Here is a 12,472-nt window from a genome sequence, read left to right as displayed (position 1 = left end):
CTTATGAAAGCACGGCGCTTTATTTGAAAGCGCGCAATGCAGCCGGCTAAGCAATTGATTAGCAATAGCCTTATAGCCCCATAATTCAACGAATCGGATGGACCTCCTCCCACATCAGTCCGATTTTTGAGGAATGATAATGAACACACCTACCCGCCTTATTCTCGCAATCGTCGTTGCCGCTATCGTCGGTTTCGGCTTCATGTTCTATGACAAATCGCGCGGCGCAGAATGGGTCGTCTCCCCGCAGCAAATCGAACAGGCGAAAGCCGAAGGAAAGGCTGGTTTTGAAAGCCGCCCGGGCACGGTCACTGTGCTTCCTATTCGTAGCGAAACAGCCGATGCTCTTCCCTTCAAGTGGGCAATGTATGGCCTTGTTGCAGGCCTCGTCGCATTCTTTTCAGGCCGCAAGCGTAAGAAAGCCTGAAGCAAAACTCTAATCCTCTCAAACCCCGGAAGCATGTCTTCCGGGGTTTGTTGGAGCGGCTCCAGTTGGGACTGAATTGTCGGAACCGCTCTAACGATTTGTTTCGACGCATTATCCAGCGCAAAACCGCTTCACACTTTTGCTGGAAATGCTTTACTTACAAACTCCCCGTTGCTCGGCTGACGCCTTAAGGCTACCTTGCCGCCGATATGGAGAGGGCTTCAAACGGCATGGCCGAGACAATTTTTTCACGTATCCAGGCGAGCCGCACAGCGGATGATGTCGTCCATCAGATCGAGGGCCTGATTCTCGAAGGCGTCTTGCGCGGTGGAGACCGCCTTCCGGGTGAGCGGGAACTGGCGCGCCAGTTCGATATTTCCCGTCCCATTTTGCGTGATGCCCTGAAGCGGCTTGAAAATGCAGGCCTTCTCACATCGCGTCATGGCGGTGGCACTTTTGTGGCAGATGTCATCGGACAGGTTTTCAGTGCACCCGTGGTGAAGCTTTTCGCGGACCATCGCAAAGCCAAAGCCGATTATCTGGAATACCGCCGCGAAATAGAAGGCATTGCCGCTGAATTTGCTGCGCTGCGGGCAACGCCCGCGGACAAGGCTCTCTTGAAGGAAATCATCATCGCAATGGAAACGGCGCACGGCGCTGGTGATTTCGATACGGAAGCGCGGCTTGATGTCGATTTTCACAATGCGATTGGCGAAGCCGCACACAATATCGTGCTGCTGCACACATTACGCTCCTGCTATCAATTGCTCAAAGATGGGGTTTTTTACAACCGCAGTCTTATTTACAATTACCCCGGCGTCGCCGACATGTTCCTGTCGCAGCATCGCGCCATCTACGATGCCGTTATCGCAGGTAATCCGCAGGCGGCCCGCGAAGCGGTTCAGAAACATATCCGTTTTGTCGAACAGGCGACGAACGACAGGGAGCTGAATGATGAACGTGAGCGCGTATCCCGTTTGCGGTATCGTCAGCGTGCAGGAAAAGACGCAAAAGAAAGCGACGACTTATGAATGGCGTGATGTTGAAGGACGCTAAAGGACCTGCAGGCGTTCGGCTTTACGCCATCGGCGACATTCACGGGCGCCTTGATCTTTTGCAGGATATGCATGGCCTTATCCGCGCCGATCTCGACCGCAATCCGGCACATGACTGGCGTATCATCCATCTCGGCGACTACATCGACCGGGGGCCGGATTCCAAAGGTGTGCTTGATTTTCTGATCAATGCTTCAGCGCATGATCCGCGTATCCTCTCTTTGATCGGAAACCATGACGATGGTTTCCTGCACTATCTTGCGACGGGAGATACGAACGGGATTTTTGCCCATCATGGCGGCAGCGACACTGCGCGCTCTTACGGGGTTGAGGTGAACTTCAGTGATCCGGAATCCGCAACGTCAGGATATCGACAACTCGTAAACACGGTGCCGCAAGCGCATATCGACTATATCCGCTCCATGCCGCATTCAATGAGTTTCGGTGATTTCTTTTTCTGCCATGCGGGCGTTAACCCGGCTGTGCCCCTCGACGCTCAAGACCCCGACGAACTGATGTGGATCAGAACGCTGTTTCTGAAATGGACCGATCCATTGGAAAAAGTCATTGTCCACGGCCATACACCACAGAGCGTAATCGACGTCCAACCCAACCGGGTCAATCTTGATACTTATGCCTGGAAGAGCGGAAAGCTGTCAGCCATCGTAATCGATGGCTCTGAAAAGCGCTTTCTGGAAGCGACCGGTCCAGCCGCTACTGCATAATTCCTTAAACCTGAACCAGCTTAAGATATAATCATGCGGAGAACTCCAAGTGCCAGAGCGACCTTAGTGCGCCTAACCGGGCGCACGGTGCTCTGGTTAAAAAATTAACGCGCGTTGGAAACGCCGTAACCGTCAGTCGAGGTCATGCTGCTACCAGCATCGACTGTAAAAATACCAACTGCCATAAACACGATCGCAGAAATCATCAGGACGGTGAGGAGTGTGGCATGCTTAGCGGTCATGATCGAAAACTCTTTCGAGAGGCACCGGAGGAGGGTTACCGGGGGGATCGGGGAACCGAGCTTTCATAATGAGCAAGGTTTGCACCCTGCCCAATCACTTGCCACCCGGAAGTTGGCCTCAGTTACACCTGAAAAAAGTTACCTGCAACTGAACGCAGGGGTTACAATTGTCGCTTTCACAGGGAAAAACTCAAATGGTTTTCCCCTGTGGCAAAGGCGCAACGCCTTATGGGTGCGGAGTGTTGTTTACCGGCAACTTTTAGCACATCTGCGCTAGATCAGACTGGTCCACGCCCGCGCAAGAGCGGCGCCAGCCTTGTCTGCAGCAGCTCCCGAACGTTGTAAATGTGCTGGAAATTCAGCCGGCCATTCAGGATCAAACTCGGCGATCACGTCACTGAGTGTTTCATTCCAGTCGACAACAAGTGCAGTGTCAGCTTCAAAGTGAAACTGAGTGCCATAGACAGCACGGCCAATCCGATAAGCCTGATGTGCAGTCATGTCGCTGGATGCCATGTGAACGGCACCTTCTGGCAATGAAAACGTATCGCGATGCCAGTGGAAAATCGGAAAAACAGATCCTGCAGCGGCAAGCACCGGATCGCTTTGCCCCTTCTCGGTCAGCCGCACTTCATGCCAGCCAAATTCCATTGGCCGATCCAGAATATTCTCGGCTCCATATGCGCGCGCGACAAGCTGGCTACCGAGGCAAATACCAAGCACAGCCTTGTCCTTATCGCCGAAAGCACGAATGAGATTGAGGAGATCAGGGAAATACGGAAACTCAGCATCGGCAAGCGCATTCTGCTCCCCACCAAGTACGATGAGCGCCTGATAAGCGCTGTCGTCCTGCGGAAGAGCATCGCCCTGATAAGCATGGCGCAGATCAATCGGATGGCCCGCCTCAAGCAATATAGGCCCAATTTGTCCGAGGCCCGAATCTGGATAATTCTGGATCACCAATACGCTCATAGTCCAAGCCCCACAGCGACTTCTTCACCCAAATTGCTATCATGAAAAAAGCCCGGACAATAGCCGGGCTTTGCTGCTTGATTTGGTTATCTTAGTTGACGACCGAAACGCTGACCGTACGACCAGCCACCAGATGAACACCCTGCGGCACTTCCTCCAGCTTCACTCTGACCGGCACGCGCTGTGCAAGGCGAACCCAGTTGAATGTCGGGGAAACATTGGCAAGCAAATTGGTTGAATCCGTGCGCTCGCGGTCTTCAATACCGCCAGCAATGCCTTCAACTTTGCCTTTCAGCTGCACTTTGCTGCCCATCACATCAACCAGAACCGGATCGCCGATCTGGATACGTTCCAGTTTGTTTTCTTCGAAATAACCGGAAACATAAAAAGAATCCGTATCGACCAGTGCTGTGACGGCAGAGCCCGTCGTCACATAATCACCGCGTTGAAGCGAGAAATTGGTAATCACACCATTGACCGGAGCCTTGACCGACGACCGTTCCAGATTAAGCGATGCCAAATCACGGTCAAGCTCAGCCTGACGATGGGTGGCCTCCGCTTGCTGGGTTGTCGTTTCAATCTGTTCCATTTTTTGCTGGGTCACGGTCGTATCGTTGAGCTTGCGATAGCGGGTCTGATCGCGATTGGCCATATCCAGCGCCGCCTTGCTGCTGGCAAGCTTCGCTTCGGCCAACTGGAGCGCCAGTTTGTAGCGCGCCTGATCAATGCGGAAAATCACCTCGCCCTGCTCGACCGTCTGATTGTCATGAACCAGAACTTCGCTCACGAGACCGGAAACATCGGGCGCAATACGCACGACATCCGCGCGGATCTTGCCGTCGCGTGTCCACGGCGCATTCATATAATAGTCCCAAAGATGCCAGCCAAGCAGCCCTGCCATCGTGACCATGACGAGGGTGAGGAAGACCCGGCCGGAATGTGCAAAGAGCTTTTTCATAGCGGTATTCCATTCAAGAGTACGACACTTACGCCGAGAATGCAGAAGTACATGGCAGCATCAAACAAAGGTCGGTGCCAAACAAAACGATAGAAGCGAGCGCGCGCCAGCAGACGCTGCAGCACAGAATTGGCGAAATAAGCGCCCAGCGCCAAAACAGCCAAAGTCGGCAGATAAATCCCATAGATGTCGAGTTCGGGTCTCATGACTATTCAGGTTCCATTCGTGCGAATTACCTGCCTTATGCAGCCTGCGGCAGCTCAAGTTGCGGCTGCGGCGGAAGGGCAAAGGGCGGCGCTTTCGGAAACAGGTTGAAGCGCAAACCAATCAGGGCAATACGAGGCCTCTTGGCGATGGCTGGTGAACCATTTTCGATGATGACTGTGATCGCCTGATCGATGGCCACCAGAAGACCGGCATCAATGTCTTCCCGTGCTTCCGATTTGGCATCACGCGACAGCGCCCGATAATGCGCACCAACACCATCCAGCACAGCGTCCACCGCTTCACGGCAGGATGCAGGCAATTTTGAACGATACTGCTGCAGATCAATCGTGTTCATGCCGTTGCGCAAATCGCGCAGCAGATCAACCTTGGCAATGTCGGCAGCCGGTATCAAAGCAAGGCGTGGCGTCATCATACCGATGCGATCAATCATCTTGAGCAGCAAACGGTTCATATGCTGACGACGATGGCGGCCCGGCTGGCGCTCGCTTGCAAGCACAATGTCGTTCCAGCCCGCTTTGACGAGACGACGCACGCTCCATTCGGCACCGACCGACCGCACGATGGATGTCACCCCAGCGGCAATGACAATACCCAGAACGGTAGCGAGGTTGGCATTGGCAAAGCTCACAAAGTCATGTGTCAGATGGCCTTGCAGCATCAGCATGTTTGGCAGGTTCACACAAAGCACCATACCGAGCAAAAACTGCGATGGAATTGCAAGAAGCAAACCGGCAGGAACCAGAAACAGGCCGAGCACGAGAACCAGTGGGAAAAACCCATCCACCAGCGGCAATAATGCAAATTCAAACACGAAGGCGGCGGCAATCACGATCAGCAGCAGCCAGTTGAACTTGCGCATCACCGGGACGGGATCATCCATGCCTGCAAAAATACAGCAAAATATCCCGGCCATCATGGCGGCGGCACTGCCCTGCGACCAGCCGGTCGCAATCCAGAAGGCCGTGGCAATACAGGTTGCCAGAAAAGCCGAAAAGCCAGAGAGGAAAGCCATGCCATAATCTCTGTGCTGCGGACGCGCCTTCTGATGCGCGTCGTAGCGGCGCCAACGCAACGAATGACGCGAACCGGAAATTATGTCCTGACGCAGCGTAATGCAGTCACTCCAGATCTGGACCAGATCACGCACACGCGCTGCCAGGTTGAACGGCAGCAATTCGGCCCAGCTATCCGCATCCCTGCCATGCTTTTCGATTTCATCGAGATAACCAAGAAGTATTGCGCGGCGCTGTTCCGTCAGGGCTTCTCCACTTTCAAGCCAGTCGCAGGCCTCATCCAGAAGTTTCTGCACCGCAGAATGCCACGGCTTTTCGCCCTTCCCGGGCTTGAGCGCCAACACATCATGCAGGCTGGAAACGATTGGCAGAACGGCAACCATACGCTGTTGCAATACGTGCAAAAGCGCACCGACATTGCGGATGGATGATGTATCATAAGCCACATGCGTCGTCAGATTACGCAGTTCCAGCGCATCGGCCGCAAGCCGTTGGCGATCACGCTTAAATTCGGGGCTGTCGCCATCACCGCGCAATGTCGCAACGGCGAGCTTTGAACCGTCACGCAGCCAGTTATCAATACGCGCAACCAGAACGGGACCACTATGGCGCGGAAAAACCAGACGGTTGACCACGGCTGCACAAATGATGCCGATAGCAATTTCTTCGACCCGGCCCACGGCATAATCGAAGGTCGTGGCAGGCGCGGAGACAACCGCGAAACTTGCAATCGCCACAGTATAACCAGCCAGCATGAAAAGGTAGCTGCGCGGCGTGCCGTCGAGCAGACTGATAGCGAGACAAAGCCCCATCCACAGGCCGATTGCCAGCGTTAAAATTTCAGGCGAGTTGACCAGATGCGGCACGAAAAGAATCGTGACAGCACCACCGATAATCGTACCAATGAGACGATAGAAGCCTTTGGACGTCGTAGCCCCTGAAAGCGGATGCGCTACGATGTAAACTGCCGCAACCGACCAATAGGGATTGGGCAAGTCTGCCATCAATGCAATCCAGAGCGCGAGCATAGCCGCCGCAAAGGTCTTCAGCGAGAAGACCACGTCCCAAAATCGCGGCATTGTTTCAGCGGGCTTAATCATCAGCTTTAAGAATGTTCATTACAATAAGTTGCCAGCCTTTCTGTCAGGAAGGCCGGGGGTCGCTTGCCTTCCTGTCAGGAAGGCTGGTTCTGGAATTTCTCGTGAAGCTTGCGCAAAACATCCATCGCAACATCAACCGCATCAGGATCAAGGTCGCCCAGAAAAGCCGTGCGCAGACGCGCCGCAGTCTTTTCCACTTTGGCCGCAAGAGCCCGCCCCTCATCAGTCAGTTGAATGAGCTTGACCCGGCGATCCGTGTCGTCAGGGATCCGGCGGATAAGGTCTTCCTTTTCCAATTCATCCACGACGCGAACGATCGTTGCCCCTTCAATTCCAACTCTTTCAGCAAGCACGCCCTGAGGAATGCAATCGCCATGCCGTAAAAGCGTCATGAGCGGGATGGCTTTGGCATCCGATAGGCTGTGCTCGGCCATTGCCGCATCGAAGGCTTTGCGCCATCCGCGGGCATTGGCTGACAGCAGCGGTGCAAATTCGACCCAAGCTTGTTTCATCACTTAAATTCCATTCAAATAGATAGCTTCATATCTATATGGATACAATCTAGTTCATATCAACTACTTTATTAGTCCCATCAAATGTTTGTGTAGCAACGCATTCAATTTGCCCCAAACAACCAAAAAGCTTGACCATTGGGCCAGCCCTCTGCCATCGATGCGATCATGCGCGCAAATTATAAAATGCAAAGACTTTATATCGAAGCTGGCCTTGGTGATGGCGTAAACGTGGAAGCGCCAACGCAGGCCGCTCACTATCTGACGCATGTGCTGCGATTGAAGGAAGGCGACGAAATCCTCGCTTTCAACGGGCACGATGGTGAATGGAAAATGCGGTTGCGGCCTGAAGGCAAGAAGCGGCTGTTTCTGGAAGCAACTGAGCAAACACGTCCGCAGCCCGAACCTTGCGATCTGATCTACTGCTTTGCCCCGCTAAAACAGGGACGGCTTGATTATATGGTGCAGAAGGCCGTTGAAATGGGCGCAGGCGTTTTGCAGCCTGTTGTAACGCAACATACGCAGGTGCCAAAGCTTGGAACGGACCGCATCAAGGCGAATGCCATCGAGGCCGCGGAGCAATGCGGTGTACTTGCGATCCCCGAATGCCGCGATGCAATCCGCTTTGATCGTTTTCTGGAGCAGTGGGACCAGTCGCGCCGCCTCATCTTCTGCGATGAAGGCCATGAAGCAAATGACCCGCTGACTATTCTGAGCAGCTTACAGCCCGGCCCCTATGCGGTTCTTATCGGCCCGGAAGGCGGGTTTTCAGAGATTGAGCGACAGCAATTGCACGGCCTCCCTTTTGTGACCGCCATTCCGCTGGGGCCTCGAATTCTGCGCGCAGATACAGCAGCCGTTGCAGCACTTACACTTGTCCAAACGGTGTTAGGCGATTGGAAAGCGAACACATGAATAAGAGAAAAACCAATCATCAATGAAATTGACTTGCGCGATTTGACAAATTTGTCCAATCACGCTGACAAATATAAATCCGACTAGGGACAATACGCATGGCGCGCGACACGACCGATGAAACAACACTGACCGGCGTTGAAGAACTCGCAGCCTATCTTGCCGAAGGCAGCAAGCCGAAAGATGCCTGGCGCATCGGCACGGAGCACGAGAAATTTCCTTTCTACGTCGCGGACAACAGCCCTGTTCCTTATGACGGCCCGCGCGGTATCAAAGCCATTCTGGACGGTATGAAGGCCAAGCTCGGCTGGGAGCCGATCATGGATGAAGGCAATATCATCGGATTGGTAGAGCCGACCGGACAGGGCGCGATTTCGCTCGAACCTGGTGGCCAGTTCGAACTTTCCGGCGCGCCCCTTTCGACCATTCATCAGACCTGTCGTGAAGTGAACGCCCATCTTTCGCAGGTGCGCGAGATTGCTGAGCCACTCGGCATTCGTTTCCTGGGTCTTGGTGGCAGTCCAAAATGGACATTGGCTGAAACGCCCGTCATGCCGAAATCGCGTTATAAAATCATGAGTAACTACATGCCGAAAGTCGGGCATGAAGGTCTCGATATGATGTACCGCACATCGACCGTTCAGGTTAATCTCGACTTTGGTTCCGAGACCGATATGCGCCGCAAGATGCAGGTTTCGATGAAGCTGCAGTCGATTGCGACAGCGCTCTTCGCAAGCTCTCCTTTCACCGAAGGCAGACCGAACAATCTTCTGTCGTGGCGCTCCAATATCTGGCGCGACACCGATAACCAGCGCTCGGGCGTGTTGCCATTTGTCTTCTCGGAAAACTTCGGCTTCATCGATTATGTCGAATGGGCGCTGGATGTGCCGATGTACTTCATTCTGCGCGACGGGCGCTATCATGACTGCACGCATGTGACCTTCCGCCAGTTCATGAATGGCGCTTTGAAGGGCGAAGTCAGCGATCCTGTGCCGAATATGGGCGATTGGACCAACCATTTGTCGACGCTGTTCCCGGAAGTGCGCCTCAAGCGCTTCCTCGAAATGCGCGGAGCTGACGGTGGTCCCTGGCGTCGTATCTGTGCTCTGCCCGCTTACTGGGTTGGCCTGCTCTATGATGATGAAGCGCTCGATGCGGCAGAAGATCTGACAAAAGACTGGACCTATGAAGAAGTTCTTGCGTTGCGCAATGAGGTGCCAGCAAAGGCACTCAATGCTTCATTCCGTGGCAAGCCTGTTGCGCAGATCGCCCGTAAGACATTGGAAATCTCGCGCCTCGGCCTTCTCAACCGCAACAAGCTGAACGCGGACGGGTTTGACGAAACGCATTTCCTGGCACCACTGGAAGAAATCGTCGCTGCAGGTATCACTGACGCCGAGCGCATGCTCAAGGCCTACAACAGCGTATGGGCCGGTTCAGTCGAACCAATCTTCCTCGAATACGCATATTAGAGCGGAGGTCGTCTTCGCCCGCAACCAGCGATGCGCCGGGTCACTTTCCCGGCGCTTATGCCATATCTGCACAAAGGGTATAGGCGGCAACGCGACAGGTACAGGCAGCACGATCAGATTATCATCCGGCGGCAGATTTTTGAGCCCGCCACGCGCGATGGTCAAAATCAGGTCTGTGCCCGCGATCAACTGTGGCGCAACACCCCAATGTGGAACAACCACAGCGATATGGCGCGTGTGTCCTGCAAGTTTCAGGCTCTCGTCAATCTCTGTCGTCGCGTCGCCACGCACTGCAACAAGCGCATGCGGTCGCGCGAAATAAGCATCGGCGTCGAATTGTCGTCCTTCAAGGCTGCGGCGATCCAGCAAGCACACATATTCATCCTTCATCAGCACATCGGCCGCGATTTGAGCGGGCAAATGTGGGAACACCCCAAAACCCATATCGATCTCGCCATCCAGAACGCGCGCGATCATGCCTTCGCGACTGAACTGACTGATAGCCAGATCAATGCCCGGCGCATCCTTTCGTAATGCTCTGACCAATCCCGGTAAGACGATACTGCCGCCATAATCGGACATAGAAAGATGAAAGCGATGTTGCGTGGTTGCAGGTTCAAAACCTGAAGGGCCAAGCACACTGCGAACGCCCGAGAGAATTTCAGTGAGCGGCTTTGCAATTTCCATGGCTTTGATTGTCAGAGATAGCCCTGCACCTTCCCGAATGAGAAGTTGGTCGTCCAGCAACTCGCGGAGACGCGCCAGCGCGTGACTGGCCGCTGGCTGGCTCATGTTGAGCCGCGCGGCTGCACGCGACACATGACGCTCTGTCAGAAGCACGTCCAGAATCACCAACAGATTGAGATCAACATTCCGCAGATTATTCGTATGATGCATGATTACCTCGAAAATCTGAATTTCAAATTCCCCATATCTATAGCTAGATCAGAGCCAAAGGAATACAGGAAAGGTTTCCATGCAGGCTCAAGGATCATTTACATTTCTCTTCGCTGCCCTCATTGCCGGTGCGGTGGTGCCGTTTCAGGCTGGCGCCAATGCGGCATTGGGGCGCGCACTTGGCCATCCACTCTGAGCAACGGTCGTATCGTTGCTCGTCAGCATCATCTGTGTGCTTCCGGTCTTGCTCGCAATGAAGGCTTCACTGCCCACATTCGCCGGGCTTGCCGGACAACCAAAATGGATATGGATCGGCGGCGTAGCCGGTGTGGTTTACATCACCGCCGCAATACTGTTCGCGCCAAAGCTCGGTGCCGCGAGTTTCATGACAGCAGTCATTGCCGGTCAGCTGATTGCCTCGGTGCTTATCGACCATTTCGGCATCATGGGCTTTGCGAGCAAGGCAATCACCCCCTCCCGCATTGTTGGCGTTGCACTTGTCGTCATCGGCGTCATCGTCATGCAAGGCCCATCGCTCTGGCGAACTGCGCAAACCATTACAGCCGCTTCCGGACAGAACTGAAGGAGATGACTATGAATACCCGATCGACCTTTCTCACGCTGGGCGAAGGCGCAATCCCGGTACAGATCCGCTTTGCCCGCCCAACTGAGAAGTTCAGCGAAGTCGTTACTTTCTACCGAGACGGTCTTGGCCTACCAGAGCTGGGGTCTTTTGCAGATCATGCCGGATACAATGGCATCATGCTCGGCCTACCCGGGAAAAGCGCGCATCTGGAATTCACCGAGCATCAGGCAGGTAGCCCTTGCCGGGCTCCGTCAGAAGACAATCTGCTTGTGATTTATATCACTGACGAGAATGCCTATGAACAGCTGAACCGCCGCATGCAGGGTAAAGGTTATGCTCCGGTCAAACCTGAGAACCCCTACTGGATCGACCGCAGCTTTACCTATGAAGACCCCGACGGCTGGCGCGTTGTGATCTGCAAACAAACAGGCATCTGATCACGGCACCAAACAGAATTGAAAAGGGCGCGATAATCGCGCCCTTGTTCACATTCAGCTCGTCACCTGTGTCCCTTTTGTCGGATCAGGGATCACGACAATCGTACTGCCGTCACGCACATTGTTGTAAAGGTCGATGACATCCTGATTGAGCAGGCGGATACAACCAGACGACACGGCCTTGCCAATGCTCCATTCTTCGGTTGAGCCGTGAATACGATAGATCGTGTCACGCCCGTCCTTATGAATATAAAGCGCTCGTGCACCCAGCGGATTTTTCAAGCCGGGAGGCATGCCACCATTGGCGATGCTGTAGGGTTCAAGCGCTGGCTGACGTGCCACCATTTCATCTGGCGGAGTCCAGCGCGGCCATTGGCGTTTATACGCGATAATTGCACGGCCAGCCCACGAAAAGCCGTCGCGCCCAACGCCGATACCATAGCGCATGGCACGACCATTGCTGCGAACATGATAAAGATATTTGTTCGGCGTATCGACAATAACCGTGCCGACCTTCTCGTCGGTCGGATAATCAACTTCCTGTCGCCAGAATTTAGGGTCGACCTTCGCAACATTCACTGCGGGCAGAGGAAACTGCTCATAGGGCATCGCCTCATACATTGGGGGAACAGCGCGCACCGGAGCTGGCGTAGCAGCCATTTTAACGGGGCTTGCCTGTTGGGCTGTCGAAACACAGCCGGAAAGTGCAATCGCACTGGCACCAATCAGGAACGCCCGGCGGCTTGTCACGCCGTTTGGCAAGAGCGGCCCGCCACCACTTTCAGAAAATTTACGCGACATTCAAAAACTCTTTCATCTGCACGACTTGAAACCACGTGCCTTCCAAACTGGAAAACACGTCGGCGAATGTGTGCCGAGAAAGAGAAGGCCAAACTTAAGTCAGCCTTAAGAAAACAACATAATCTGCAACTT

At 54.1% G+C, this 12,472-nt stretch carries 15 protein-coding genes and 1 pseudogene; 8 read left to right on the top strand and 8 right to left on the bottom strand.

Translation table 11 applies throughout. The annotated features are described in order from the left end of the window. The first annotated feature begins 139 nt into the window (after positions 1 to 139). The 3 genes from C9380_RS19440 to C9380_RS19430 all read left to right on the top strand — a co-directional run bounded on the left by C9380_RS19440 (position 140) and on the right by C9380_RS19430 (position 2,207). A complete protein-coding gene (locus tag C9380_RS19440) occupies positions 140 to 427 on the top strand; it encodes a hypothetical protein (RefSeq protein WP_024897716.1) in 288 nt (95 codons plus the stop codon). 230 nt (positions 428 to 657) lie between these two features. Then, a complete protein-coding gene (locus C9380_RS19435) occupies positions 658 to 1,458 on the top strand; it encodes an FCD domain-containing protein (RefSeq protein WP_128094347.1) in 801 nt (266 codons plus the stop codon). After that, the gene (locus tag C9380_RS19430; protein ID WP_128094346.1) at positions 1,455 to 2,207 is read left to right on the top strand and encodes a metallophosphoesterase; all 753 of its coding nucleotides are present in this window, start codon (positions 1,455 to 1,457) and stop codon (positions 2,205 to 2,207) included. The genes C9380_RS19435 and C9380_RS19430 overlap by 4 nt, the downstream gene beginning before the upstream one ends. Before the next feature lie 104 nt (positions 2,208 to 2,311). Here C9380_RS19430 and C9380_RS26930 read toward each other — a convergent pair whose 3' ends face one another. The 6 genes from C9380_RS26930 to C9380_RS19405 form a co-directional block, all read right to left on the bottom strand. Next, complete coding sequence (locus C9380_RS26930) at positions 2,312 to 2,449, bottom strand: hypothetical protein (RefSeq protein ID WP_164844685.1); 138 nt, start codon at positions 2,447 to 2,449, stop codon at positions 2,312 to 2,314. A gap of 273 nt (positions 2,450 to 2,722) precedes the next feature. Beyond that, entirely contained in the window at positions 2,723 to 3,421 is a 699-nt protein-coding gene (locus tag C9380_RS19425; protein WP_128094345.1) for a type 1 glutamine amidotransferase, read from the bottom strand. Positions 3,422 to 3,512: 91 nt separating this feature from the next. After that, on the bottom strand, positions 3,513 to 4,379 hold the full coding sequence (locus tag C9380_RS19420) for an efflux RND transporter periplasmic adaptor subunit (protein ID WP_111786563.1): 867 nt from the start codon (positions 4,377 to 4,379) through the stop codon (positions 3,513 to 3,515). Then, a complete protein-coding gene (locus C9380_RS19415; RefSeq protein ID WP_128094344.1) occupies positions 4,376 to 4,585 on the bottom strand; it encodes a DUF1656 domain-containing protein in 210 nt (69 codons plus the stop codon). The genes C9380_RS19420 and C9380_RS19415 overlap by 4 nt, the downstream gene beginning before the upstream one ends. Before the next feature lie 35 nt (positions 4,586 to 4,620). Further along, positions 4,621 to 6,720 carry an FUSC family protein gene (locus C9380_RS19410; RefSeq protein ID WP_128094343.1) on the bottom strand — a complete coding sequence of 700 codons (2,100 nt, stop codon included), beginning with the start codon at positions 6,718 to 6,720 and terminating at the stop codon, positions 4,621 to 4,623. Between the two features lie 74 nt (positions 6,721 to 6,794). Further along, the gene (locus C9380_RS19405) at positions 6,795 to 7,232 is read right to left on the bottom strand and encodes a MarR family winged helix-turn-helix transcriptional regulator (protein ID WP_100557719.1); all 438 of its coding nucleotides are present in this window, start codon (positions 7,230 to 7,232) and stop codon (positions 6,795 to 6,797) included. A gap of 168 nt (positions 7,233 to 7,400) precedes the next feature. Here C9380_RS19405 and C9380_RS19400 point away from each other — a divergent pair, with 168 nt between their 5' ends. Both C9380_RS19400 and C9380_RS19395 read left to right on the top strand, forming a co-directional pair. Next, entirely contained in the window at positions 7,401 to 8,147 is a 747-nt protein-coding gene (locus tag C9380_RS19400) for a 16S rRNA (uracil(1498)-N(3))-methyltransferase (protein ID WP_128094342.1), read from the top strand. A gap of 98 nt (positions 8,148 to 8,245) precedes the next feature. Continuing rightward, on the top strand, positions 8,246 to 9,619 hold the full coding sequence (locus tag C9380_RS19395; protein WP_128094341.1) for a glutamate--cysteine ligase: 1,374 nt from the start codon (positions 8,246 to 8,248) through the stop codon (positions 9,617 to 9,619). On the opposite strand, the gene C9380_RS19390 is transcribed toward C9380_RS19395, so the two are convergent. Beyond that, on the bottom strand, positions 9,584 to 10,516 hold the full coding sequence (locus C9380_RS19390; RefSeq protein WP_128094340.1) for a LysR family transcriptional regulator: 933 nt from the start codon (positions 10,514 to 10,516) through the stop codon (positions 9,584 to 9,586). The genes C9380_RS19395 and C9380_RS19390 overlap by 36 nt on opposite strands. 79 nt (positions 10,517 to 10,595) lie before the next feature. Here C9380_RS19390 and C9380_RS29025 point away from each other — a divergent pair, with 79 nt between their 5' ends. The 3 genes and pseudogenes from C9380_RS29025 to C9380_RS19380 all read left to right on the top strand — a co-directional run bounded on the left by C9380_RS29025 (position 10,596) and on the right by C9380_RS19380 (position 11,539). After that, on the top strand, positions 10,596 to 10,712 hold the full coding sequence (locus tag C9380_RS29025) for a DMT family transporter (RefSeq protein WP_247877575.1): 117 nt from the start codon (positions 10,596 to 10,598) through the stop codon (positions 10,710 to 10,712). Between the two features lie 12 nt (positions 10,713 to 10,724). Next, positions 10,725 to 11,099, top strand: a pseudogene (locus C9380_RS19385) (DMT family transporter); the annotation flags it as partial. An 11-nt stretch (positions 11,100 to 11,110) separates the two neighbouring features. Continuing rightward, positions 11,111 to 11,539, top strand: coding sequence for a VOC family protein (locus tag C9380_RS19380; RefSeq protein WP_247877577.1), 429 nt, complete (start codon positions 11,111 to 11,113; stop codon positions 11,537 to 11,539). 54 nt (positions 11,540 to 11,593) lie between these two features. On the opposite strand, the gene C9380_RS19375 is transcribed toward C9380_RS19380, so the two are convergent. After that, positions 11,594 to 12,340, bottom strand: a complete 747-nt coding sequence (locus tag C9380_RS19375) for a L,D-transpeptidase (RefSeq protein WP_128094338.1) — start codon at positions 12,338 to 12,340, stop codon at positions 11,594 to 11,596. Positions 12,341 to 12,472 lie beyond the last annotated feature (132 nt).

The sequence above is a fragment of the Brucella pituitosa genome (assembly GCF_003049685.1).
Classification (GTDB): Bacteria; Pseudomonadota; Alphaproteobacteria; order Rhizobiales; family Rhizobiaceae; genus Brucella; species Brucella pituitosa.
This window is presented reverse-complemented; position numbering and strand designations above follow the sequence as displayed.

Bases quoted from the DNA above. Each gene is read 5' to 3' on its own strand.
- C9380_RS19440 (WP_024897716.1), top strand. From the start codon at position 140: ATGAACACACCTACCCGCCTTATTCTCGCAATCGTCGTTGCCGCTATC.
- C9380_RS19395 (WP_128094341.1), top strand. From the start codon at position 8,246: ATGGCGCGCGACACGACCGATGAAACAACACTGACCGGCGTTGAAGAA.
- C9380_RS26930 (WP_164844685.1), bottom strand. From the start codon at position 2,449: ATGACCGCTAAGCATGCCACACTCCTCACCGTCCTGATGATTTCTGCG.
- C9380_RS29025 (WP_247877575.1), top strand. From the start codon at position 10,596: ATGCAGGCTCAAGGATCATTTACATTTCTCTTCGCTGCCCTCATTGCC.
- C9380_RS19425 (WP_128094345.1), bottom strand. From the start codon at position 3,421: ATGAGCGTATTGGTGATCCAGAATTATCCAGATTCGGGCCTCGGACAA.
- C9380_RS19435 (WP_128094347.1), top strand. From the start codon at position 658: ATGGCCGAGACAATTTTTTCACGTATCCAGGCGAGCCGCACAGCGGAT.
- C9380_RS19410 (WP_128094343.1), bottom strand. From the start codon at position 6,720: ATGATTAAGCCCGCTGAAACAATGCCGCGATTTTGGGACGTGGTCTTC.
- C9380_RS19405 (WP_100557719.1), bottom strand. From the start codon at position 7,232: ATGAAACAAGCTTGGGTCGAATTTGCACCGCTGCTGTCAGCCAATGCC.
- C9380_RS19390 (WP_128094340.1), bottom strand. From the start codon at position 10,516: ATGCATCATACGAATAATCTGCGGAATGTTGATCTCAATCTGTTGGTG.
- C9380_RS19380 (WP_247877577.1), top strand. From the start codon at position 11,111: ATGAATACCCGATCGACCTTTCTCACGCTGGGCGAAGGCGCAATCCCG.
- C9380_RS19420 (WP_111786563.1), bottom strand. From the start codon at position 4,379: ATGAAAAAGCTCTTTGCACATTCCGGCCGGGTCTTCCTCACCCTCGTC.
- C9380_RS19415 (WP_128094344.1), bottom strand. From the start codon at position 4,585: ATGAGACCCGAACTCGACATCTATGGGATTTATCTGCCGACTTTGGCT.
- C9380_RS19375 (WP_128094338.1), bottom strand. From the start codon at position 12,340: ATGTCGCGTAAATTTTCTGAAAGTGGTGGCGGGCCGCTCTTGCCAAAC.
- C9380_RS19430 (WP_128094346.1), top strand. From the start codon at position 1,455: ATGAATGGCGTGATGTTGAAGGACGCTAAAGGACCTGCAGGCGTTCGG.
- C9380_RS19400 (WP_128094342.1), top strand. From the start codon at position 7,401: ATGCGCGCAAATTATAAAATGCAAAGACTTTATATCGAAGCTGGCCTT.